The organism is Pseudoduganella sp. S-14 (genome assembly GCF_049913285.1).
GTDB lineage: Bacteria > Pseudomonadota > Gammaproteobacteria > Burkholderiales > Burkholderiaceae_D > Rugamonas.
Genome location: NZ_CP183991.1, coordinates 77,207 through 100,942 on the forward strand (window position 1 = coordinate 77,207; position 23,736 = coordinate 100,942).

The following is a 23,736-nucleotide window of genomic DNA, read 5'->3' on the forward strand; positions in this document are numbered from 1 at the left end:
CGACAATAGATAACAATGGACCAGTTCAAGGCAATGCAGGTCTTCCTGGCGGTGGCCGATAGCAAGAGCTTCACCCAAGCCGCCGAACAGCTCGACCTGCCGCGCCCCACCGTTACCAATGCCGTGCAGGCCATCGAGCAGCAGCTTGGCGTGCGGCTGCTCCAGCGCACCACGCGCAAGGTCAGCCTGACGGTGGAGGGGCAGCTGTATGTGGAACGCTGCCGTGCGCTGCTCAATGAACTGGAGGACATCAATGCCCTGTTCCTGTCCGATGGGCGCAAGCCTTCCGGCACGATACGGGTCGACCTGCCGGAGCGTATTTCGCGCTTGAGCGTGATTCCCGCGTTGCCGGACTTCTTCTCGCGCTACCCGGAGATCAAGATCCGGGTCGGGGCCAATGACCGCATGGTCGACCTGGTGGGGGAAGGTATCGATTGCGCGGTGCGGGCGGGAGTATTGCGGGACTCCACCCTGGTGGCCAGGCCGCTGGGGGCGATGGTGCAGGTGAACGTGGCGTCGCCTTCTTACCTCGCGGCGCACGGGACGCCGCGGACGCTGGAAGATTTGCGCGAGCATTGGGCGGTCAATTACTTTTCCAGCCAGACCGGGCGCGATCTGCCCTGGGAGTATGTGGTGGATGGGGAGGTCAGGACGCTGTCGGTGCGCAGCAGGGTGTCGGTGGGGAGTTCGGAGGCTTACCTGGGGGCTTGCCGGGCGGGGATCGGGCTGGCGCAGATTCCGTTGCCGGGGATTGAGTACTTGCTCGCCAGCGGGGAGCTGGTGGAGGTGCTGCCGGAGTGGCGGCCGGCGCCGATGCCGGTGTCGATCATTTACTCACACAACCGGCATTTGTCGCCGCGGGTGAGGGTGTTTGTGGATTGGCTGGCGGAGGTTTTGCGGCTGGGCTGATTTAACACCGGTAAACCTGGGTCCTACCCTTGGGTCGTACCCGGGTTTACCGGTGTTCGATGCCCGCCCGCAAAGTGTCTGCCAACGCAAGCCCCGCCGGCAGCTTCGCCACCAGCTTCTGCGCCTGCGTCAGATTGCGCTGCTTGAACCCATCCGGCGCATTGGCAAAATCCTGCTCCAGCGCCGCGGCCGCAGCTTCGATACGCGCGGTGTCCCCCGGCGTGGTATCGATCAGCGCCGAGAGGTAGGTCGCCCCCCACTGGATACGCGTCGCTGGCCCCACCGCCGAACGCCACGCCTTCTCGTACCAGTCCAGCATGCCCGGCAGATCGCCGCGTCGCTTGGCCGCAGATGCAAGGCTCAGCTTGAAATAATACGGCGCATGCGATTCCACCAGCACCGATTGCAGCAAAGCCTCCGCCTCGGCATGCAGCCCCGCATCATTCAGCGCACTGACTGCCGTGTTGACCAGCGTATGCCGCCCATACTTGTCATCCACCAGCGCCAGCGCCTGCTGCACACGGGTACGCACAAGCTGCGGCAAGCCGTCCGCCACATGGCCCATGCGCGACATGCGCACCTGCAAGCGCACCGCAGTCAGGCGGTCCGGCGCCGACAACCACATGTCCTCGGCCCACACCTGCGCGGTAGCAGCCATGGCAGCCGCCAGTTCAGCGTGGCGCGCCGGCGCCGCGCGCACCAGCTGGTGGCCGCTGTTGCCGAAGATATCCATATTGGCGCGCGCCACGCGCTTGTCGCCCAGCACCTTCAACAGGAATTCAGGCGACGACGCATCGACCACGCGGCCGGCCTGCGCCACCATCGCATGCAAGCGCAGGCGCGTGGCGGCATCTTCCACCTGGCGCGCCGCAGCCGGCGCCTCGCCGGTCACGGCGGCGGCAGCCAGCTGCGACAAGGTAGTCAGCGTCACGCCCAGGTCGCGCCCGTGCAGCAGCACGCCTTCATCGGTATCCCACGAGTAGTTCGACAGGAGGGTCCATTCGGACGGCGACAGGGCACGCTTGCCATCCAGCGCAGCAGCCATCGACTCGCCCGCCGTGTGGCCGGCAAAACGCGCCGCCATCAGGGCCTCGCCAAACAATTCGCCATCGAGTTCGCACGGCAGGCGCGTGATCTCGCTGCCATCCGGACGGTACATCACCATGGTCGGATAGCTGCGCAGCTTCAGGCGCGCCGCCAGTGCCTGCGCGTTCGGGCTGTCGCCATCGAGCTGCATCGCCACCATGCTTTGCAGCTTGGCCGGGAAATCTTCACGGCCGAAGATTTCGTACTTGACCCGGTTGCACGGCGGGCACCACACGGCGCCCCAGTACAGGAACAGCGGACGGCCGGCAGCGCGGGCTGCCTCCAGTGCAGCGTCGAAACCGCCTTCGAACCACTCGATAGCGTTAGCCATGGATCAGGACTCGCGAGCCAGTGCCAGGAATTCGGTGCGCATCGCCAGGTTCGGCTGCAGCTCGCCCAGCATGGCGGAAGTCACGGTCTCTTCGCCAGCGGTGCGGATGCCGCGCGACTCCATGCACAGGTGGCGGCACTTGACCACCACGCCCACGGCCTTCGGCTCCAGCACCTGCATCAGCGCTTCGGCGATCTGCATGGTCATGCGTTCCTGCACCTGCAGGCGCTTGGAGAACACGTCCACCAGGCGGGTCAGCTTGGACAAACCGACAATCTTGCCATTCGGGACATATCCCACGGTGGCCTTGCCGAAGAATGGCGCCAGGTGGTGCTCGCAATGGCTGTACACCGGAATGTTCTTCACGACGATCAGTTCGTTGTACTGCTCGGCGCCATCCTCGAAAGCCTTCAGCACTTCCGCCGGTTCCTGGCCATAGCCCGACACCCAGTGCTTCCACGCCTTGTGGACGCGGTGCGGAGTTTCGATCAGGCCTGGACGGTCCGGGTCTTCGCCCAGGTGCTCCAGCAGGCGGCGCCAGTCGGCTTCGGTGAATACTTCTTTAGTCATGATTGCAAGAACCGTGAAATGTGGAATCTAATCCACCAGTATACAGCGTTCAGGGTCGGTTCGCTGCCAGCAGCTCGCTGGCGATGGAAACCGTATGCGTCAGTGCCGGCCACTCATCTTCGGGGCCAAACCAGCGCGCGTCGCTGATTTCGCTGGGGTCGGTGACGATCTCGCCGTCCAGGTATTCGGCAGTGAAGGCGATCATCAGCGAATGCGGGAAAGGCCAGGACTGGCTGCCGAAGTATTTGAGATTGTGCACGCGCAGGCCGACCTCCTCGAACACTTCGCGGTGCACTGCCTCTTCCACCGATTCGCCGGCTTCCAGGAAACCGGCCAGCGCTGTGTAGCGCTTGTACGGCGAATTCGCGTGCGCCGCCAGCAGGCGCTGCCTGCCCTTCCTGATCAGCACCATCATGGCAGGCGAAATGCGCGGATAAGCGAGGTGGCTGCAGGAGGTGCAGCGCATGGCGCGCTCGCCGGGCGCCAGCAGCATCGGTGAGCCGCAGGCGCCACAGAAGCGGTGCGTGCGCGCCCATTCGGCGATCTGGAAGCCGCGCCCCGCCACGCCGAGCAAGCCATGGTCGACGGCGCCGAACAGTGCGCGCAGGCCGACGTAGGCATGGCCCTCCAGCGGCGGGGTGTCGTGCGGCGCCTGCGCGACCTGCCAGTAGCGCCCTTCCCAGGTGCCGAGCGGCATCGCGCCGGCCAGTTCCAGGCCGGCGGCAAGCAGTTCCGCGTGCGGCGGCAGGGCCAGGCTTTCTTCCCGCAACAGCAGCCGGTCTTTGTGGAAGACCAGGGTTTGGATGTTTTCAGCAGGAGCTGGCTGGATCAGGGGCAGGAAACCGACGGGGGTCTGGAGCATGGCGTTCAATATAGTCCTGGCAACAGGACGATCATACTTGAACTTCTAGCGTCACGAGCGAATGGCCTCGATCACCTGCGCTGCCGTCAGCTTCTTGCCGATCTTGTGGCCGGCCTGTTTGAATTCACGCAAGGCGCGCTCGAGTTCGGCCTCGCTCGGCTTCACCGGCGCCAGGGATTTCGCCAGCAGCGGCAGGATTTCCTTGCGCATGAAGCGCGGTCCCGAGGCGATGAGCTGCCAGATCAGCAGGCCAAAGCCGGCCACCAGGCCCAGCAGGAAGCCCGGCGGACCATAGCTTGACGATATGGCCGAGCCAACGACAGGCAAGACAAAGCACAGGCCGATGCCGCCGGCAATCGCCAGCGCAACCCCGCCATCCATATGCGTGGTGGCGAAGTGCCGTTCCACCTTGGGCGACAACAGGTTGATCGGGGAGAAGATCAGCCCCAGGCGCTCCTCTTCCGACAGCAGGTGCGGCGCGGTCTTGACGCGCACTTCGAGCGCAAGGCGCTGTTCCAGGGCCTCATCCAGGCCGGGGTGGGTCTCGCGCTTCAGGGTTTCCATGGGACCGGAACTCTTCGATACGCGGGCATAGGCATTCACGTCGGCATCGCTGAACGCGCCGCAACTGGTGCATGTGCGCTGGTGCCCGACCAGCTTGCCCTCGCCGAAGCTGATGTAATACACGTGGCCGGCCGAGCCGAGGCGCGTCATGCGGAAGGCGCGCGGCACCCTGCAAACGCCGCAGAAGTCCGCAACATATCCCACTGTGCGGCGCGTAATCTTGCGTCCCCAGACAATGAACACGATCTTTTCCTTTGGGAAATAAATATCAAATCATGAATGACCGTGTATTTTCTGTCAATTACAAACAATCCATAACTATCTTTTTTGTCGCATCAGCGCCAACGGCAGGCCCACCAGCACGGCCAGCCAGGGGAAGCGGACGATGATTTGCGAGAAGGCGACTACCAGCACGCTGAGTACCGCAATCGCGACGGCGAGGCCGACGCGGCGCGTCCACTTGCCCTCCGCGGCTGGCTGCGCTGCGCTGACGGGCGCCAGGTTCAGGGGCGCGGCTGGACCCGAAGGCGGGACCGGCACTTGCTCGGGCGCAGCCGGCGGCTGGAACAGGCGTTCGCCGGCGTGCTGCGTGGCCGTTGCGCTGCCGATATTGGCGGCGCGCAGCAGGACTTCAGCGATCCAGCTATCGAGACGCTCGCCCCAGTGCTGCATCGCTGCCGCGCCCGCCTCGTCCATGTAGTGGTAGCTGCTGTTTTCGTTCTTGGGATTGGTGTCGTTGGCGAATTTTCCCTGCTTGTGGACCAGCGTCGCCAGCACCCGGTGCGCCAGCGAGTCGGCGCCGCGGGCGACGAACAGCGGCATCCTGGCCCACTCAGCGCTCGCCCTGGTTTCGGCACAAAAAGGCGCGGCCGGCACCGCGTCGGAAGGCACCGGGGCCGCGAGATCGGCGGCGATCGCAGCAGCCAGCTTCTTCCAGTCCGTATGCGGCACCTCGAGCACGCTCGGCCGCTCGTCCAGGTACAGGTAGCAATCGACCTCGCCGGCATGGCTGGCCGCACTGGGAACACGCTGGCTGCCGTCATTCCACGCGGCCCGTTTCTTGCCAACGGCCCAGAGCTGGTAGCGGTCGGGGAAATGGACCGCCACCACATGCCCGCTCCAGTCCATGGCCGGCAAGGCCGCGACGCCAAGCCCCGTTGCCGGATGCAGCGACAGCCGCGTGGCCCCGGCTTGCGCCAGCATGGCCAGCCACAGGGTGAAGTCGTCGGCCAGCAAGGCGTTCCCGCTGCGGTCCCTGAACTGCAGCCGCGCGCCAAAGAAAATCCCGTGCCGGTACCAGTCTTCGAGCGCGAGCCTCTTGCGCAGGAAGGCGCTGCCATAACTGACCAGGGCCACCTGGCGCTGGACCGACTCCCATTCGCGGCTCATTGGGTCCAGTTCATCTGGTGCAGGTCGCGCTGGATCTCGCTCACCAGCAGCGGCGACAGGGAACGCCATGGCGCTCCGCCCAGCCCGCAGCGCGTGATCGTATGGATCACCGCCGGATCGGCAGGTCCACCGACGAACCACTCCCCTTCCAGGGCGAGGTAGACCGTCTGCCCGCCATCGAGGGTCTTGGTGAACGAATCGATGCAGCCGCCATCGCCGACTTCGCGCTCCCAGCCGCGGTTTTCCAGTCCCAGCAGGGCGCCCGTGCTGACTTTGCGGTCCCGCCATTCGGGAAGGATGCTGCCGTCGAGCGTCGCCTCGTCCAGGCGATAAGTGGCGCGGCCCAGTTGTTCGAAGGGCTGCAGGATTTCGTAATCGGCAAACAACTGCGCAAACGCCTGCGCGTCGGCATCCGCCAGTTCGAGGCGGTGCGGGATGCCTATCCTGGCGTCCTGCGGCAGTTGCACGGCGCTGTCGTCGACGCCGGCGTAGCTCAGGTCTTCGGCAACGCGGAACAGGGTGGCCAGCTTGCCGCCCGCATCGTAGGCGCCCCACGCCAGGCGCGAGACCAGATGGCGCAGCAAGGGATGCCGCACCAGCAGGGTTTCGAATTCCCCCGCCGTCCAGCGCCGCTGCCCGCACATGGCGCTTTCCAGGCGAGCGACCTGGGTGCTGGCGACGTTCTTCGCCTGCTTCTTGAGGTCCTTGTAGCGTTGGGACGATGCCTTGGCGACCGCTTCATCGTCCTTGCTGTTCGGCTTGGGCAAATCCTTGATGCGCTTGCCGTCGCTGTCGCATACATAGGGCAGCAGGTGTTCGTCGAAGCGCACGATGAAGGAACGCGGGCCAAAACCAAGCTCCAGGCGGCCGGTTTCGTCCAGCCCCAGGTCCGGCACCGTGCGGTCGGCCAGCTGCTCCATGCTGAGGCCACGCTGCTCCGCCAGGTCCTGCATCATTTTTTCGGCACGCTCCTGCAAATCGTTATAGCGGGTCTGTTCGCTCAACTGGTGCAGGTACATCAAGGCGACGTCGGAGCCGATCTGCACCAGCATTTCCATCGCGTCGTAGGCGCGCACGCGGATCAGCGCAGCGCGCCACTGCTTCAGCGCCACGTTCAGCTGGCGCGCAGTTTCGTCATTGCCGATCACGCCTTGCATCCAGAAGATCCAGCGCTCCTTGGGCGGCGTATCGCTGTCGCGCCACCATTCGAACAAGGCTTGCCCGAACCTGGCGAGCGAGCCCGGCGTCAATGCCTCACGCAAAGCGAGCAGTCCGCTGAAAGGGGCGTCCTGCCTGCACAGCGCCATCATGGTCAGCACGTGCGGTACCGCGTCGAGCGGCAGCGCCTTGCCGTTCGACGCGAGGTACAGGCGCGGCAGGCCGGGCATGTGCAGGCTTTTTGGCGGCGCCGGCAGCTTGTCCGGCAGCCATTCGCGCTGCGGCTCGGACAGCATGATGCGCAGCGCCTGCGCCGCAGCGTCGCCGTAGCGTGCTGCCTGTGCCGCCAGCACCGCCTCGTGGCCGTTGCCGGCAAGGTAGCGCAAGGCGTTCTGTGCGATAAAGCGCTCGCCGGGGTCTTGCCCGACTGCCGCAGGCAGCAGTCCGCGTGCAGCGGCGGCCGGGTAGGCAAGCAACCAGTCGCCGGCGGCATCCTTGACCCAACGGTTTGCGTAGAAGGCCCGTGCGACGTACAGCGCGATCTGGTCCCACTCCAGGCACGCGGCCAGCATCATCGAACTTAGCGATGCGGTCGGAAATACGCGCGTGAAAGCCGGCAGGCCGTCCTGGCCCATCCATGCAAACATCGCGGCCATCTGGCTGGAGTAGCGCAGACGTGAAGTGGGAATATTGCAAAAGACCGAGCTGGCCAGCTTCGGCGGCAAGGCTTTCAGATAATTTGCGATGTACCAGCCATAGACGGACGACTCCGCGAAATCGCCTTCGCTCACGGTTTCAGTCGCGATGGCGCGCTCGATTGCCCCAGGCTCGATGCCGGTAATCCAAAGCGCCTTGCGTGGAAGATCCCATGCTGCGGTTTCCGGCGGCAAGTAAGTATTCAGGTACTTGAGCGCGTACTCGTCGCAATCGTTCACTTCCAGGCTATCGCTGCCTGACCATTTCGACCAATGGAAGCGTGGCGCATCATGCATTGCCTGCAATGCCAGGACCGGCACGCGGGAAGGCTCGCGGTTCGACCAGGGCAGCTCGCGCAGCACCAGTGGAAGGTCCGCCGGCGCCGCTTCTTCTGGCGCATCGGCGACTTCAAGCAAGCGCTCCAGCGTTTGCGCTTGCGCTTCGTCGGCCTGCTCCCGCAACAGCGGCAGGCAGGCTGGGTCCTGGCCAAGAATTTCCTGGATCAGCAAGGCAGCCGGCTGCTTTTTCGACGGATTCACATCGAGCAGCTTGCGCAGAACCACGATCGGCCATTTCTTCGCGTGTTTCAGGACCAGCGGCCGAAACTCGGCGCTGCGGTGCCGCTCGACCACGGCGTCGACAGCCTGCTCGCTGTGGATGTTCAGCAGCGCCGTCTGCGCCGCCGGCGGACTATAGCGCTTCGATTCGATCCAGTTCACGAACAGCGGCAAAGCATCCACGCCATGCAATTGCAGCAGGCGGAAAGCTGACGGTACCCAGTTTTCCTTGCCCAGCAGCGCCTTGTGCTGGGCAAGGTTGTCCTCGAAGTCGGCGCCAGGCGGGAACAGGCCAGCTTCGTCGACGAAGAGATCAAGCCATTCCTGCATGCCCTTGGTCCAGTGGACTTTGCCGTCCGGCGCTGCCAGAAAGGGATCGGTCTTTGTTTTTCGTGCCACGATAACTCCAGGGTTTCAAGCCGAACGTGCGATTTCGGCGAGCAAAAGATAAAGCGTTGCCAGCTTGCCGGGCAAAGGTTGCTTGTCAGGTGCCTGCATCAGGGCCACGGCCTCGCGCAGCAGGCCGGCGGAAGCGGCAAGGCCGTTGCGCTCCATGGCTGCCGCAAGGTCCGCGGCTTCCTTCAAGGCGCCCGCAGCCTGGTGCCGCAAGCCTTGCCGCATCCATCGGCCAAGCAGGGCGTGCACCTGGCCGGCAAGGTGCACCAGCGGCGGCGCCTCGTGCAGCAGCGCGGCGGGTGGGAGTTCGCGTGCCGCCGTGCTCTCCACGTCGGGTACCACGGCGCGCTGTTCGGTCAGGACGGCAAACGGATCGATGGCCACCAGTCCCGCTTCCAGCGTGACCGTTCCGGAGACCGCAAGCGGTGCGCCGAATTGCCCGGACAGGGCGCTTGCCAGCGCATCGACGGCATGCGGCGCGGCCGGGTTGTGGCGCTTGCGAAGGAGCAGGCGCTGTCCGGGCCCGTGCAGCCCTTGGCCCACTTCGATCCAGGCCGACAGCGTCTGGCGCGCCGCGTTCCACTCCCATTCGCCGACCTGCGCCACGGGAACGACGTGCATGTGTTCAATCGCCTGCTGCGGCCTCGCGAAATCCGGCACGGCATCCAGCAGGTAGTCGCGCAAGCCCTCGGCGGACGATTGGCGCAGCGGCGCCATCAGGTCGTCCCAAGCCCTGGGCGACAAAGGCAGCACATTGGTCTGGCGCGCTCCGGCGGCAATCTCCAGCGCACCGTTGGCGCGGCGCCGCGCGCCGCCGGTGACGACCTGGCTGGCGGCCAGCCTTTCCACCGACTGGCCCGCGATCCGGCGCGACTTGATGGCGATGCCCGGCTCGCCAGCCTTCGGCTTCGGCCAGCTGCGCTCAATCACCGTCACCGCCAGGGTGTCCGGGTCGGCTAATACCAGCAGCGCGCCCTCGGCTTCGTCATCGGCCCAGAGCTGGGCGCCGAGGGAGAGCAGCCGCAAGTGATCCAGCGCCACTTCGCCCTTGACGCCGATGCCGAGCAACTGGCTGGCCGGCACTTCCGGCAGCTGGCCGGCGGCAGCCTGGCCATCCGCCAGCACTGCCGCCGCCAGGCGCGCATGCAGGTCGGCCAGCGCCGACAGCAGCAGCTTCGGATCGAAGCGGCTGGAACGCGCGTGCTGCGCCAGCATCAGGTCCTTCATGCCGTGCAGGGACTCGCCGATCCAGCACCATTCCAGTTGTTTGGCCAGGCCAAGAACTTCTTCGAAGCGCGCCTCCAGTGCCAGCATCGGCTGGCTGGAACCGTCCAGCCAGACTTGCAGCGCCAGGGCCTGCGCGCGCTCCAGCAGCGTTGCCGCCGCCTGCGTGCCGAACAGGCGCGCTACGGGCGCCGGACCACCTTCCTGCCGACCGGCCAGGGTCACGCTGGCTTCGGCAAAGTCCGGCGACTTCAATTCCGCCTGTGCGAACGCCCACACGGCCAGGACGATGTGGGCGCAACCGCTGCCCTCCTTGCAATCGCATCGGGCATGCGTCAGGCTGCTGCGCGAGAAGAAACGCACATTGCACATCGGCAGGCGGGCGCTTGGTACGGCGGCCGCCTCCTGCCACGCGATAAGCTTGACCACCGGTTGCGCCGCCGCCAGCCTGGCCGCTTGCGCCAGCGTCGAGGCAGGAACCGTTTCAGCCACCGTCGCCGCGAAATGCGATGGCGACCAGGGGCCGGCATCGCCGGCAGCCTCGTTCGCTGGCTGCGTCGGCGACAGCGCCTTGGCCTGCGCCTGGTAGGCCAGCACCAGCGTGACCCGGTGGCGGCACAAGCCGCTGGCCGGGCAGGTGCAACTGGCGTCGCGCAGCGTGCTGTTGGGGCCAAGCACGGCGCAATGGCCATCGGCGTAAGTGGCGCGGATCGTGGCGTCCGCGAGCTCCTCGAGCACCGGCAGGTTGCCTTCAGCCACGTCCTTCTGCGCGCGCTTGACGAAGCCCGCATTGGCCAGGGCAATCAATGCCTCGGGCGTCAGTTCCAGCAGGTCGGTTCGTGTGGCGTTCATCCGCGCACCTTTTCCGCCAGCCAGGCTGCCAGCTGTCCGGGCGTCATCGCGCCCACGTGCGCGCCCTCGCGCACCAGCCGCGCCGCCATGTCGCGGTCGTAGCAGGGATCGGCGCGTGCATCGAGTGCCGCCAGTCCCAGCACCGTGACGCCGGACTGCACCAGCGCCTTGACCCGGCGCACCAGTTCATTCTGCGAGCCGCCCTCGCAGAAATCGCTGACCAGCACCACCACCGTGCGCTGCGGATTTTCGACCAGGGATTGCGCATAGCCGACCGCCTTGGCGATATCGGTGCCGCCGCCCAGCTGCACCTTCATCAGCAGTTCGACCGGGTCGGACACGTCCGAGGTCAGGTCGACCACTTCCGTGTCGAAGGCGACCAGGCGGGTCCGCATGCCCGGCAAATTCCACAGGCAGGAGGCCATGACCGCGGAATGGATCACCGATTCGACCATCGAGCCGCTCTGGTCGATCAGCAGGCAGATGTCCCAGCGCTCTGTGTGGCGCCGCACGCGGCTCATGAAGACCGGCGTCTCCAGGAACAGCTTTCCGCGCTGCGGGTCCCAGCGGTGCAGGTTGCCTTGCACCGTGCGCTTGAAATCGAAGTTGCGCGCCACCTTGAGCATGGAGCGGCGGCGCCTGTCGCGTGCGCCGACGAATGCCTGCCGCACCTCGGTCGCCATCTTCTCGATGATCTGCCGCACCACTTCAGCCACCAGCCGCCGCGCAGCGGCCAGCACTTCAGGATTCATCAGGTGCTTGGTGTGCAGCACCGCGCGCAGCAGCGCCTCCGACGGTTCGATCCGCTCCAGCACCTCGAGATTGGTGACCACTTCGTCGATGCCATACAGCTCCACCGCGTCCCCTTCGAGGCGCTCGATCACTTCCTTCGGGAACAGTTCATGGATCGTGTTGATCCAGTCCGGCGTGGAAAGCTGCGAAGGTCCCAGCCCCGCACTGCGTTCACCGCGCGCGGCGACGTCGCCATCGCGCCCGTACAGCCAGTCCAGCGCCATGTCCGCCGAGCGGGCCGCGCCGGACAGGCCGCCCAGCGCAGGCGTGGCCGCTTCGCCGAGCAGCAGGCGCCAGCGCGCCAGCGAATCAGGAAGTTTCAAGCTCATGCTACCAATCCCCAGGAGGCAAGTTTGCGCAGCGCGGCCTGCTCCAGCAGTGCCGCCCTGGCCACGGCTTCCGCATCGGCGCCGACGAAGTGCGCGGTCAGCGCGCGCCGCGGCAGATGTCCCGCGTCATGCTGGGCCAGCACGGCGTCGGCCAGCAGGCCGCGCTCCTGCGGCGGCAGCCAGCTGAAGGCATTGCGCATGGCAGGCAGGGCGAGCACGAAGTCGATGTCGTCCAGCGCCTTCACCATGGCATCCAGCCCGGCAACGAAGTGCGCCTCCTGCACCAGCTCATCGCGCGCCAGCGCCAGCATGCCGGCCAGCGCATCGCCCACCTGCGCCGGCGCGACTTCGCCCAGCAGGGCCAAAGCCTGCGCGATGGCTTCGCCGCTGGCGGCGCTACGTCCGGCGTTCAGGCTGACCAATCCTCCCAGCGCGGCGCCGCGGCTGAGCGGCGCGGCACGCTGGTCGGCAAGCTTGCGCTGCCATACGGCGAGGGCGCGCCCGGCCTCCACCTGCAAAGGCAGCGCCGCATCGCCTGCCAGCGCATCGCGCGCCACCTGGCGCAGGGCGAGGAAGCCATGAACATGCGCCGCGAATTCTCCCGCCGGAACCGGCCCCGTGGCCTCCAGCAGCCATAGCGCGCGGTCGAAGGCCCCCGCGACTACCGTGCGCAGCACCGGCGCGCCCGCCATGCCGAGCGACTGCCCGTGGCGCAGCAGGGAATGCAGCACCGGCAGCGCAGTGCCGAAAGCTTCGAAACGCGGTTCGCCGCCGACCGCTATTTCCAGCTCGGACAGGATGCCGTCGCTCATGCCGGCCAGGCCGGCAAAGGCAGCTTGGTTCAGGGCATCGGCGAGTTGCGCGAAACGGCTCTCGCCGTTGGCGCGCCCCGCAGCGCGCAGGCGTTCTTCCAGCTTCATGCGCGCGGCGTCTTCCAGCGAGGCGCCATAGGCCGCCGCCTCGATCAGCGCGGCGCGCTGCTCCAGCGGCGCCCGCAGCGACCATTCCTCGCGGCGCTCGCCGGACAGCGCCAGGCCGGGACCGGCGCGCCGCTCGATGCCGGGAATCTCCAGCAGCAGCAGGCGATGCAGCACGCGGCTCTTGTCGCGGTCCGCGGGATTGAGCAGGTCGAGGGAGGGATCGGCGGGCAGCTTGATGCCGCAGGCTTCGAGTTCGGCCTCGACCGCGAGCACCAGCGGCGGTTGCGGCGTGCCGGGCGCCAGGCGACCCGCAACGTCGCCCGCCAACACGTCCATGATCTCGACCAGGATCGGGTCGGTGCCGAAGCGCAGCGGCCCGCGGTACGTCCACGGCAGCGGCGCATCCAGCGCATCCTTGACCAGCGAGCCGGCCAGCGCGTCGAGCCAGTCGCAGCGTGCCGGCAGCGCATGGCCGCGCAGGCGGGACAGGGCCTCGGCCCGCGCGTGCACGGCGATCAGGTCGGCGGTCGATGCCGCCAGTTTTTTGTTGCGCAGGCGCTGCGTCACCCGCTGCAGCAGCGCCGGCCCGGCGCCCTGCATGCCCTCCTCCCATGCCAGCTGGTAGAAGAACGGCGAAGGCATGCCCGATGCATAACCGGTGAAGGAATCGAGCCGCTTGAAGGTGTACGGCACAAGGTAGGAGCCGAAGCGCACGGTCTCGCCGGCGTCGTCCGGCAGCGGCAGCGCCGGCGGGCGGGCGCCGTCCTCGCTGCGCCAGGCACGCTGCAGCGCCGGCGCATGGTAGCCGCCGCAGACCACCAGCACCGGGCCTTCGCCGCGCGCCATCGCCCAGGCGATCCAGCGCGCCATCATGCCTTCGCGCGCCTGGTTGCCGATCGAGCCCGCATCGCCCGCGCGCAGATGCTCGAAATGGGTGGCAAGACCCTGCTCCAGCAGATCCAGCGAATCCTGCTGCTCGAACAGCGTGTCCCACAGCGCATCCCTGCTGTCGACCGCCATCTTGCGGCGCAGCGCATCTTCGTATGCGGCGGCGCGTTCGGCCTGCGCCTCGTCGCTCACGTCGGCATAGCGATTGAGCACGTCAGCAAAGGCGTCGTCCCACGCCGGCAGGTCGATGAAGCGCACCTGCGCGCCTGTTTCGCGCCCGACGGCCAGCGCCTGCCATTCCGGCGAATGCTCGGCAAACGGCGACCAGGACGCGCGGTGCCCGCCTTCCGAGGAAAGGAAGCTGTAGACCGCCAGCGGTAACCGGTGCGGCAACGAGAGCTGCTCGAGCTTGTCGTTGAAGTCGGCCGGGCCTTCGATCAGGACGTAGGCCGGCCGCAGGCTGCGGATCTTGTGCGCCACCAGGTGCGCGCAGGCCGGGCTGTGATGCCGCACGCCGAGGATGACCGGCTCGTTCGGCGCGTTCAATACGGGCGTCACGGCAAACGATGCCTCGCTTCGAAGTAGGCCTGCCAATGGGCGCCGTTCCTCCTGGCCACCTTCTGCTCGAAGTAGCGGCGCAGCTTGGCACGGTCGTCGGCGTTGTCCTTGACCACCGTGCCGGCAATGCAGTCGACCAGGTCGGCCGGGCTGCCGTCGCGCTGCTCGAGGAACCAGGCGCGTACGCCGACCGCATGGGCGACATTGACCGCCTCGGCGGTAGACATGACGGCTGTCAGCCGGTCCATGGCCGCGTCCCCGCCGTGCGCCTGGGCGGCGCCGCGCAGGTCGCGGAAGGTGGTCACCAGCAGTTCCAGCACCGGCACCGGCAGGCTGCGCGGAATGGCGCTCTTCTCCAGCAGGCGGGCGGAAGCTTCCTTCACCAGCGCCAGCTCATGGTCGAAGTCGAGGATGGGGAACACGGTTTCAAAGTCGAAACGGCGCTTGAGCGCTGCGCTCATTTCGTTCACGCCGCGATCGCGCGTGTTGGCCGTGGCGATGATGTTGAAACCGTCGCGCGCATACAGCATGCCGTCTTCGCCCGCCAGTTCAGGCACGCTCATGACGCGGTCGGACAACATGCCAAGCAGGCAGTCCTGGACTTCCAGCGGCGCGCGCGTGATTTCTTCGAAGCGCACGACCTGGCCGTCGCGCATGCCCTGGTACAGCGGCGCAGGCACCAGCGCGCGCGGGCTCGGGCCCTCGTTGATCAGCAGCGCGTAGTTCCAGGAATACTTGATCTGGTCTTCGGTGATCGAGGCGCCGCCCTGGATGGTCAGGGTCGACTTACCGCAGATGGCGGTGGCCAGCAGCTCGGACAACAGCGACTTCGCCGTGCCCGGCTCGCCCACCAGCATCAGGCCGCGGCCCGTTGCCAAGGTCACCAGCATGCGCTCGATCGATGCGGCAGGCGCCACGATCTTGCGCGTGACAGCCAGCTCGTCATCGCCAAGGATGAACTTGCGCGCCGCGCTCAGGCTGAGCGCCCAGCCCGGCGGGCGCGGGCCGTTATCATTCTCTCGCAGGCGCTGCAGCTCCTGCGCATGGAGGATTTCCGCCGGCGGACGCTGCAAGGTCGGCAATTCTTTGGTGGTAGTTTTCTTCATGGTCATGCCCGCAAGGATTCGAGGTCGCGTATCAGTTCACTAGTGGCGATCGGGTCGAGGATCGCCAGGCTTTCAGCGGCCCTGATCTCGCCCCAGCTCGAGGGCGAGCCCACCGAGACGGTCTGCAGCGTTTGTTCCGGATACTCGTCGACCATGCCTACGATGATGCCGGGGTCGAGGGTCAGTTCGATCACCCTGGAGCGGGTGAGCGGTTTGTGGAAGAACCAGATGCCGCCGGCGTCCTGCGCCTGCCCGCGCCGCCAGCCTTTGTTGACCAGGCCAAGCACGCGGCCGGTGGGAACGACGGCGCCTTTCCAGCGCTCCAGGACCGTCGCGGAATGCTCTTCGGCGTCCAGCGCATAGGTATCGCGCCCCAGCTGGGAAAACGGCTGCAGCAGCTCATAATCGGCGAACAGCTGGCCGAATTGCGCGGCAGTTTCGGCTGCCAGCTCGAGCGGATGCGGCAGGCCGACGCAAAGATTGCCCCCCTCCGGCATCGTGAAGCTGTCGTCCTCGCCGGTGGTCCAGCTGCCGTCTCCGGACACGCGGAAGCATGCCAGCAGCTTGCCGCCGGCGTCGCCGCTGCCGGCCATCTCGTAGACGCCCCACACCAGGCGCTGCACAAGGTGGCGCACCAGCGGATGTTGGGCCAGGAACTGGCGGAAGTGCTCCGGCAGCCAGCGGCGCCGGCTGCACATGGCCCATTCCAGGCGCAGCACCTGCTGGCTGGCGATGGTGCGGGCGTCCTTCTTGAGCAGTTTGTAGCGTTCGACGGCGGCGCCGGCCAATGCCGCGTCGTCGCTTTGCTTCGGCTTGGGCAGGTCGGCCAGGCGCTTGCCATCGCTGTCGCGCACATACGGCTTCAGCGCCTCGTCGAAGCCGACGCGGAACTGGCGCGGGCCGAAGTCCAGCAGCACGCTGCCGTTGTCGTCCAGGCCCAGGTCCGGCGCCAGGCGGTCTTCCAGCTCCTCGGTGGTCAGATCCCGCGCCTCGGCAATCTTTTCGATCTTCTCGCGCGCCTTGTCCTGCAGGCCCTTGAACTTGACCTTTTGCGCGATCCCGTTCAACAGCATCAGCGCGGTGTCGGTGCCGATGTCGGCCAGCACGTCCAGCGCCGACACGGCACGCGCATGCGCTGACTCGCCCGGCCACGTGCGAATGTAAGGGGTAAGCTTGCGCGCCGTGTCGTCCGTTCCCAGCCAGCCCAATGCGGTCATGGCCCAGCCTTCCCTGGAATTGCCGCCGGCATTGAGCCAGGACGAGAAACAGTCCCAGGCGAAATCCGCCAGCGATTCCGCAGTGAAGGCGTCCTTGATTTGCGCGATGCCCGGGTACAGTCCTTCCGCGGTTGGCAACATCAGCATGGTGCCGATGTGGTCCAGCGCCTGGTCCGGCACGGCCTTGCCCGCGCCGGCGCCACAGCTGTCATTCAGCACCGGGCGGCGCCATCCCAGCGGCGCCCAGAAATCAGGCAGCTTGGGCAGCTTGGCCGGCAGGCGTTCGAGCGGATCTTCATCGAGCAGGGTGCGCAATGCCGCGTTAACTGCCGCGTCCTCGTAACGTGCCGCGATGTCGAAGATCAATGCCTCGTGGCCGTTCGTGCGCAGGTAGCGCAGTGCCGACGCCGCGCAATCGCGATCCTCGCCGGTCTTGCCGAGCGCCGGAGCGACCAGGCCGCAAATGGCGTGTTCCGGGAAGCGCAGCAACCACTGGCGGGCATCCCCCTTCAGCTTCTTGAGCTTCGCGGCTGCGCGAGCCATGGGCAGCGCCAGGGCGGTGGAACCGAAGCATTTGGCTAGTGAACCGACATCATTCGGGCGTCGGTGCACCATGGCTTCAAAGCCGGGGAGCGCCGGTAGGCCAAGCTTGGCAAGCAGGTAGGAGACATGAGGATGATACGGCTCCACGTCGCATGCCATCTTGTTCCATGCCTCTGCGCGCATTGCCTCCGGCAGCAGCGGAAGCACCAGCGCAGATACGTGCCGCCCAGGATACGCTTCCTGGTAAAGACGCCAAGCTTCGGCCAGCGCGTTTGCGTCACCATTCTCAATGGCCTTGATGGCCGGGGCTCTGATGGCTTGCTGGTCAGACGCATCTCCATAGAACCCGAGATCCCAGGCCAGCGAGACTGGATTCGATGGTTCTCGCCTGAGGTGTCCCCACCTCAGGCTGTGGGCGGAAAGCCATTCTTCGCGGTCGATGTCGTCCCAGCGCTCGACCGGCGCCAGGGGCAAGGGCTGCACCACCAGTGCGGGGGCAAGCTTCTTGCGCGGCCGCAGCCATGGCGGATCGGCCAGCACGCCCGGCAGGTCTTCCTGTGCGGCCAGCGCAACCGTGGTGCTGGTTTTCTCGAGCTGGCGATGCAGCAAGGCCTGCGCGGCAGGAGACAGCCATGGCATCAGCTGCGGAACCTGCCCGGAATGGATACGCAGCAGCATCGCCAGCGTCAACTGCAGGACTTCGCCTTCCTTTCCGCGCCGCTCGCCAATTTCTGCCAGGGCAGCAATGCCCGCCAGGGGCGCGTGCATGACCGCGGCCGAGAAACTGGCGCGCGCCAGTTTCAGCGACACGGGAGTCCAGGTACTGGTATCGGAAACCTCGGCGAGGACCTCGACCAGCAGCTTGACGGCTTCCGGGGTGCCGACGAAAGCCAGGGCTTCGTTGGCCGGTTCGCAATATGGCATCAGTTTCAGGACTGCGAAGGCATCTGGGCCGCGCTCCTGCACCATCGTCGCCGCCAGCATCGGATTCCTCGACCAGCGCTCATGGCTGGAAATCTTGATGCCGGACTTTTCCAGCAGGCCGGTATCGCTGGCCGCCAGTTGCAGCAGCGGCAAGGTCTCGGACGCCGGGCCTTTGGACAGCTCGGGCACCAGGCGGTCGGCAACTTCCGGCCGCTCGGGCAACTGTGCCGCCAGTCCGGCCCTGCGCAGCGCGTGAACGGAGGGGATGGCATTCTCGATCTTGTCGGCGCACGCTTGCCATACTGCTTGCGGTGCCGACGACAACTGGATTCGCATCGCGACTTCGACCGGCGTCATGAGGCTGGATGTGCCCAGTTCACTGGTGATGATGGACGTGATGCTGACTTTGCGAGGCAGGTTTCCGGCGCTCTGCCACTTTACCTGCATGCGCTGCATTTCGATAAAGGCCCCGACGCAGTGCTCCAGGCCCTTGTGCTTGACGAGGGCATGCAGCATCTTTAACGCCAGCAGCTCATTCTTGCCTTCCCAGTCATAGGGAAGCTTGGCCGACAGCGCGAGCAAGACGGCGTCCGATTGCATCGAACCGTCCAGTACCTGGTTCCGCAGCCGCTCCCATGCTTCTTCGAATGCGGGCCGCAGTTCGGCATCTGTCGCGTCGGCATCCGGCTGCTGGCACGCGAAGAAGCGGCGGAACACGTCCTGCGCATCGACCGCCGGCACGGGTTTCGGGAAACGGCGCGATGCCAGCGCTGCTGCCGCCAGTTTCCTGGGCAGCGATACGGGCGGCATGTGCACCAGCCAGGGCGGCGTGGTCGCCGGATCGGCGGCGGCAACGGGCGCCGGCGCAGGGGTCTCCGCTGGTGCTGGTGCTGGTGCTGGTGCTGGTTCTGCTGCTGGTGCCGCTGCAGCAGCCACAGGCCCCGGCGCCGCCACCGGCCTGGCCGCAGTCTTGCCGATCGCGCCAGCCGGCGCCGTGTCCACTTCGGAATAGCCCTTGCCGGTCTTTTCGGCGATGAGCTTCGCCATGGCGGCGCTGCACTTGGCATTGTCGGCAAAGGACTTGGTCTGGCTCTGGCCCTGGGTACCGATCCTGCCCCAGCGCAGGTTCAGGTCCAATCCATCCTGTTCAATTTCCCAGAACTTGTTCGAGCTGTCGTCGACGAATTCAAAACGGCGCATAGGAGTTCACATTCAAGTAGTGTTTGCGGGCGCTCATGCCCGCAGGGATTCGATGTCGCGTATCAGTTCACTGGCGGCGATCGGGTCGAGGGCAGCCAGGCTTTCGGCCGTCTTTATTCCGCCCCAACTCGCTAGCATGCCCACGGAGATGCTTTCCAGCGACTGCTCCGGATTCTCGCTGACCATGCCCGCGTAGATGCCAGGTTCGAACGTCAGCTCGATGATCCTGGAACCATTGGCCGGCTTCTGGAAGGAGCAGATCAAGCCGCCGTTGATGGCCTGCCCGCGCCGCCATCCCTTGCTGGCCAGGCCAAGCACGCGGTTGGTGGCTACTACCACGCCCTTCCAGCGGGCAAGGTGCGTCTGCGCCAGTTCGCCGGCTTCCAGCGCATAGGTATCGCGCCCCAGCTGGACGAAAGGCTGCAGCAGCTTGTAGTCGACGAACACCTGGCCAAACTTCTCGGCGGCTTGCGGCGGCAATTCGAGCGCATGCGGCAGTCCCACCCGGATATGCTCGCCCTCCGGCAAAATGAAGGCATCGTCGTCGCCGGTGGCGTAACTGCCGTCTTCCGCGACGCGGAAGCAATCCAGCAATTGTGCGCCATCCTCGCCCACCGCATACACGCCCCATACCAGGCGCTGCACCAGGTGGCGCAACAGCGGGTGCTCGACCAGGAACTGGCGGAAGTGCTGGTGGCTCCAGCGGCGGCGGCTGCACATGGCCCATTCCAGGCGCGCTACCTGCTGGCTGGCGATGGCGCGGGCGTCCTTCTTCAGGACCTTGAAGCGCTCGACCGCGGCTGTGGAGAGCGCCTCGTCATCGCTCTGCCTCGGCTTCGGCAGGTCGGGCAGCCGGTTGCCGTCTTCGTCGCGCACAAAAGGCTTCAGCGCCTCATCGAAGCCGGCCCGGAAACGGCGCGCACCGAAGTCCAGAACGATGGTGCCCTCCTGCCCGAGGCCCAGGTCGGGCGCCATGCGGTCTTCCAGCTCCTCGGTAGTCAGGCCGCGCGCCTCGGCGATCCTGGCGATTTTTTCGCGCGCCTTGTCCTGCAGCGGCTTTTGCCTGGCCTTCTGCGCGACGCTGTTCATCAACATCAGCGCAAGCTCGCTGCCGATGTCGGTCAGCACGTCCAGCGCCGCTACGGCCCTAGCATGCGCCCCTTCCGGCGGCCACGCCTTAATGAACGGCATCAGCTTACGGGCGGTATCGTCCGTGCCCAGCCAGCCCAGGGCCGACATCGCCCAGCCGTCCTTGACGACGCCACCGGCATTCAGCCATGCCATGAAACAGTCCCAGCTAAAGTCCGCCAGCGATTCGGGCGCGCAGGCATTCCTGAGCTGGGCAATGCCGGGATACACGCCATCGACCGTCGGCAGCATCAGCATGGTCCCGACATGCACCAGCACGTCGTTCGGTACCGCCTTGCCGGCGCTGGCGCCGCCGGACTTATTCAACACCAGGCGGCGCCACCCGCGCGGCGCCCAGAAGTCAGGGAGCTTGGGAAGCTTGGCCGGCAGGCGTTCAAGCGGGTCTTCATCGAGCAGGGCACGCAGCGTGGCAGAGACTGCGGGATTCTCGTAGCGGGCCGCAACCTCCAGGATCAGCGCCTCATGCCCGTTCGCGCGCAAGTAGCGCAACGCAGACATGGCGCAGGACTTCTCTTCGCCCGCCTTGCCGAGCGCCGGTGCAATCAGCCCGCACGCCGCGTGTTCCGGGAAGCGCAGCAACCACTGCCGCCCCTGCGCCTGCAACTTCTTGAGCTTGACGGCAGCGCGCGCCATCGGCGCCGCCATGCTGACGGATCCAAAGCACGGGGCATACTCGACCACTTCGTCGAAGCGGTGGCGCAGCAAAGCCTCAAAGCCGGGCAGCGCGCGCAAGCCGAATCGCGCCAGCAGGAATTCAAGGCACTTGCCACTGACATCGACTGAATTGGACAGCAGGCTCCAGGTCTCGACGCCCATTTCCCCCGGCAGCAGCGTTATCAACGGCGTATAGAGGCGCGCCCAGGGATCACCCAATACGTACAGCCGCCAGGCGGCTACCATCGCCTTGCTGTCGGCATCTGCGATCGCCTGGATCGCCTGCCCGCGGGCTTCATCGCCGGACGCCCCCGGATTGCGGCGGAATCCCAGCTCCGCCACCCACGCTGCCGGGTCCTTGCGTGCCCGTTCGAAGGTCTCCTCCCACCATGGGCCTGCGTTCGCCCATCCTTCTCGGTCAACGTCATCCCATCGCTCCACGGGAGCCAGCAGCAACGGCTGCAAGTCGAGCGGTGCAAGGGCCTTCTTGCGCGGCCGCAGCCACGGCGGATTCGCCAGCACGCCCGGCAGATCCTCGCGCGCCGCCTCTTCCAGCGAAGTATCGAGCTGTCCGAGCAAACGTTGCAGCAATGCCTGCGCAGCCGGGCCGACCCAGCGCAGAAGTTGGGGAACGCTTTCGGCATGCTCGCTGACCAGCGCCGCCAGGCTGGACGACACCACCGTGCCCACCTTGCCCGGCCTGTCGCCCACCTCCGCCAGCGCGGCGATGCCCGCCAGGGGCCATTGCTGGAGCGCTGCAGCCAGACGCACCAGCGCGGTCCGGCGTTCGACCGCCGTCTCCCACCCCTCGTATTCCGGGTCGGTAGTCTGCGCGACTGATTCGACCAGCAGCCGGATGGCCTCCGGGGTGCCGATTTGGGTCAGGGCCTCGCTGACCACGTCGCGCGTGACGACAATGCTAAAAGGCGAGCATGCCTGCACGCCCCTCCCCGCCAGGATGCTGGCCGCCAGCATCGGGCTGGTGAAGTAGCGTCCCCGCTCAGGCATTTTTTCGCCCAGCACCCGCAGTAGCTCCGGCTCGTCGGCCGACACCAGCAGCAGCGGCAAGCTTGCATGCGCCGGGCTGCCGGCAAGTTCATGCACCAGGCGGTTGGACAGCTCCGGACGTTCCGGCAATTGCGCGGCGAGTGAAGCCCTGCGCGCGAGCGGGACGGCGGGAAGCGCTTGCTCGATCTTGTCGGCACAAGCCCGCCAGGTCGCCTCCGGTGCATTGGCCAGCTGGCGGCGCAGGGCAATCTCAACCCCGCAGAACGGCTCGTACTTGGCCAGTGGATGCAGCGCGCGGCACTCGATGACCGCCCTGCGCTTTTTCTCCCGCGGCGGCAGGAAGCCCACTTGCAGCTTGAGCATTTCGATGAAGACGTCGACGCAATACTCCAGGCCCTTGTGGGCGGCGATGGCATCGAGCATCAGCTCGCCAAACGGATACACATCCTCCTCGCCGCTGCGGAACACTGGATTGTTCGACATGGCAAGCAGGATTGCATCGGACAGCAGCGAACCGTCGAGGGTTTGCTCCTGCAGCCGCTGCGACGTTTCCACGCATGCCTCGCGAAACCCGGCATCGCAATGCGCCGGTTCAATCTCGAAGGTCTCGCACATGCGGCGCAAAACCTGCTTCGGGTCGACTGGCGGAACCGGTTTCGGCGCGCGGCGCGAAGCGAGTGCCGCTTCCGCCATCTTCTTGGAAATCGCCAGCGGCTCACCCTGCGCCAGCCAGGGAGGGGTCGTCATCTCGGGAAGCTCATTACCGTGCATGAAAGTTCAATTACCTAAAGGAAACTTGTAATTTTGACTTTACCACGCGGCCGCTCAGGTTAACAAGGACTCCATGTGCCGCACCAGCTCACTGGCGCTGACTGGATCGAGGCCATTCCGCATCGTGACAGCGCCGTTGCAGCAGCTCGTAATCGGCAAACAACTGTCCGAATTGCACAACGCCCTGCTGCGGCAACTCGAGCGGGCGCAGACACGAGCGATACCCTCTGCACGGCGGTGGGTGGCTGGGCGGCTACCGTTACGAGGATAGAAATGCTGTATTGCGCTAACGAACAATAAAAAACGCCCTGCATGTCGATGACTTACAGGGCGTTGTTTACAACTTTTGAAGAGCCGCGTGTCAGAACGGAATATCGTCGTCCATGTCCGAGAAGTTCGGCGCTGGGCGCGGTGCCGGACGTGGTGCCGGTGCGGGCGCAGCCTGTGGACGTGGAGCCTGGCGCGGAGCAGGCGCGTCGTAACCGGTGTCGTCGCCGCCACCCATGCCGCCACTCATGCCGCCGGTATCGCCACGGCCGCCCAGCATCTGCATGTTTTCAGCGATGATGTCGGTGGCGAATTTTTCGATGCCGTCCTTGTCGGTGTACTTGCGGGTTTGCAGGCGGCCTTCCACGTAGACGGAAGAACCTTTTTTCAGGTATTGGCCGACGATTTCAGCCAGGCGGCCGAAGAAGGAAATACGGTGCCACTCGGTCAGCTCTTTCTGTTCGCCGGTGTTGCGGTCTTTCGAACGATACGAGGTAGCTACGGCGATGTTGGCAATCGCGTCACCGCTAGGCATGTAGCGGATTTCCGGATCGCGACCCAGATTGCCGACGATGATCACTTTGTTGACTGATGCCATTTATGAAACTCCTGAAGGAATGTGGGGGCCGATTTGGTCAGCCCCAAAACAACGGAGTTTACCCTAAATTAATAGTCCCTCAAATATCGCAAGGACTGACGCAGCTCAATTTGTTGTCGGGTTAGCGCGTGGGCGCTCGAGCCGGCGCAGGGCCGCAGGAACCAGCGCCGAAGGCGGCGATGACACGAAGGCGACGCCGTAAAACGCCAGCTTCGCCC

The 23,736-nt window shown here is 66.0% G+C and carries 14 protein-coding genes; 1 reads left to right on the top strand and 13 read right to left on the bottom strand.

Annotated elements, in window-relative coordinates; genetic code table 11:
• The first annotated feature begins 15 nt into the window (after positions 1-15).
• Entirely contained in the window at positions 16-909 is an 894-nt protein-coding gene (locus tag ACN9MZ_RS00350) for a LysR family transcriptional regulator (protein WP_426340377.1), read from the top strand.
• A gap of 46 nt (positions 910-955) precedes the next feature.
• Here the strand turns inward: ACN9MZ_RS00350 and ACN9MZ_RS00355 are convergent, their stop codons facing one another.
• The 13 genes from ACN9MZ_RS00355 to ssb all read right to left on the bottom strand — a co-directional run bounded on the left by ACN9MZ_RS00355 (position 956) and on the right by ssb (position 23,518).
• Positions 956-2,326 carry a thioredoxin family protein gene (locus ACN9MZ_RS00355; protein ID WP_426340378.1) on the bottom strand — a complete coding sequence of 457 codons (1,371 nt, stop codon included), beginning with the start codon at positions 2,324-2,326 and terminating at the stop codon, positions 956-958.
• 3 nt (positions 2,327-2,329) lie between these two features.
• Complete coding sequence (folE, locus tag ACN9MZ_RS00360; RefSeq protein WP_426340379.1) at positions 2,330-2,896, bottom strand: GTP cyclohydrolase I FolE; 567 nt, start codon at positions 2,894-2,896, stop codon at positions 2,330-2,332.
• A gap of 49 nt (positions 2,897-2,945) precedes the next feature.
• Positions 2,946-3,758: an NAD(+) diphosphatase gene (gene nudC, locus ACN9MZ_RS00365; RefSeq protein WP_426340380.1), complete on the bottom strand. Its 813-nt coding sequence runs from the start codon at positions 3,756-3,758 to the stop codon at positions 2,946-2,948.
• A 51-nt stretch (positions 3,759-3,809) separates the two neighbouring features.
• Positions 3,810-4,565, bottom strand: coding sequence for a hypothetical protein (locus ACN9MZ_RS00370; RefSeq protein WP_426340381.1), 756 nt, complete (start codon positions 4,563-4,565; stop codon positions 3,810-3,812).
• A 75-nt stretch (positions 4,566-4,640) separates the two neighbouring features.
• Complete coding sequence (locus ACN9MZ_RS00375) at positions 4,641-5,711, bottom strand: hypothetical protein (RefSeq protein ID WP_426340382.1); 1,071 nt, start codon at positions 5,709-5,711, stop codon at positions 4,641-4,643.
• A complete protein-coding gene (locus ACN9MZ_RS00380) occupies positions 5,708-8,521 on the bottom strand; it encodes a DUF4132 domain-containing protein (protein ID WP_426340383.1) in 2,814 nt (937 codons plus the stop codon). The genes ACN9MZ_RS00375 and ACN9MZ_RS00380 overlap by 4 nt, the downstream gene beginning before the upstream one ends.
• Before the next feature lie 15 nt (positions 8,522-8,536).
• Complete coding sequence (locus ACN9MZ_RS00385; protein ID WP_426340384.1) at positions 8,537-10,594, bottom strand: SWIM zinc finger family protein; 2,058 nt, start codon at positions 10,592-10,594, stop codon at positions 8,537-8,539.
• Positions 10,591-11,715 carry a VWA domain-containing protein gene (locus tag ACN9MZ_RS00390; protein ID WP_426340385.1) on the bottom strand — a complete coding sequence of 375 codons (1,125 nt, stop codon included), beginning with the start codon at positions 11,713-11,715 and terminating at the stop codon, positions 10,591-10,593. The genes ACN9MZ_RS00385 and ACN9MZ_RS00390 overlap by 4 nt, the downstream gene beginning before the upstream one ends.
• The gene (locus ACN9MZ_RS00395) at positions 11,712-14,081 is read right to left on the bottom strand and encodes a DUF5682 family protein (RefSeq protein WP_426340386.1); all 2,370 of its coding nucleotides are present in this window, start codon (positions 14,079-14,081) and stop codon (positions 11,712-11,714) included. Before ACN9MZ_RS00395 ends, ACN9MZ_RS00390 begins: the two co-directional genes overlap by 4 nt.
• Complete coding sequence (locus tag ACN9MZ_RS00400) at positions 14,078-15,187, bottom strand: ATP-binding protein (protein ID WP_426340387.1); 1,110 nt, start codon at positions 15,185-15,187, stop codon at positions 14,078-14,080. Before ACN9MZ_RS00400 ends, ACN9MZ_RS00395 begins: the two co-directional genes overlap by 4 nt.
• A gap of 2 nt (positions 15,188-15,189) precedes the next feature.
• Positions 15,190-19,071 (bottom strand): WGR and DUF4132 domain-containing protein, encoded by a 3,882-nt coding sequence (locus ACN9MZ_RS00405; RefSeq protein ID WP_426340388.1) that lies wholly within the window; start codon positions 19,069-19,071, stop codon positions 15,190-15,192.
• Between the two features lie 33 nt (positions 19,072-19,104).
• Positions 19,105-22,629 carry a DUF4132 domain-containing protein gene (locus tag ACN9MZ_RS00410; RefSeq protein ID WP_426340389.1) on the bottom strand — a complete coding sequence of 1,175 codons (3,525 nt, stop codon included), beginning with the start codon at positions 22,627-22,629 and terminating at the stop codon, positions 19,105-19,107.
• Between the two features lie 385 nt (positions 22,630-23,014).
• Positions 23,015-23,518, bottom strand: a complete 504-nt coding sequence (ssb, locus tag ACN9MZ_RS00415; protein ID WP_426340390.1) for a single-stranded DNA-binding protein — start codon at positions 23,516-23,518, stop codon at positions 23,015-23,017.
• Positions 23,519-23,736 lie beyond the last annotated feature (218 nt).

Coding starts and splice junctions, on each gene's coding strand:
- ACN9MZ_RS00350 (WP_426340377.1), top strand. CDS start 16: ATGGACCAGTTCAAGGCAATGCAGGTCTTCCTGGCGGTGGCCGATAGC.
- ACN9MZ_RS00355 (WP_426340378.1), bottom strand. CDS start 2,326: ATGGCTAACGCTATCGAGTGGTTCGAAGGCGGTTTCGACGCTGCACTG.
- folE (WP_426340379.1), bottom strand. CDS start 2,896: ATGACTAAAGAAGTATTCACCGAAGCCGACTGGCGCCGCCTGCTGGAG.
- nudC (WP_426340380.1), bottom strand. CDS start 3,758: ATGCTCCAGACCCCCGTCGGTTTCCTGCCCCTGATCCAGCCAGCTCCT.
- ACN9MZ_RS00375 (WP_426340382.1), bottom strand. CDS start 5,711: ATGAGCCGCGAATGGGAGTCGGTCCAGCGCCAGGTGGCCCTGGTCAGT.
- ACN9MZ_RS00385 (WP_426340384.1), bottom strand. CDS start 10,594: ATGAACGCCACACGAACCGACCTGCTGGAACTGACGCCCGAGGCATTG.
- ACN9MZ_RS00390 (WP_426340385.1), bottom strand. CDS start 11,715: ATGAGCTTGAAACTTCCTGATTCGCTGGCGCGCTGGCGCCTGCTGCTC.
- ACN9MZ_RS00400 (WP_426340387.1), bottom strand. CDS start 15,187: ATGAAGAAAACTACCACCAAAGAATTGCCGACCTTGCAGCGTCCGCCG.
- ACN9MZ_RS00405 (WP_426340388.1), bottom strand. CDS start 19,071: ATGCGCCGTTTTGAATTCGTCGACGACAGCTCGAACAAGTTCTGGGAA.
- ACN9MZ_RS00410 (WP_426340389.1), bottom strand. CDS start 22,629: ATGACGACCCCTCCCTGGCTGGCGCAGGGTGAGCCGCTGGCGATTTCC.
- ssb (WP_426340390.1), bottom strand. CDS start 23,518: ATGGCATCAGTCAACAAAGTGATCATCGTCGGCAATCTGGGTCGCGAT.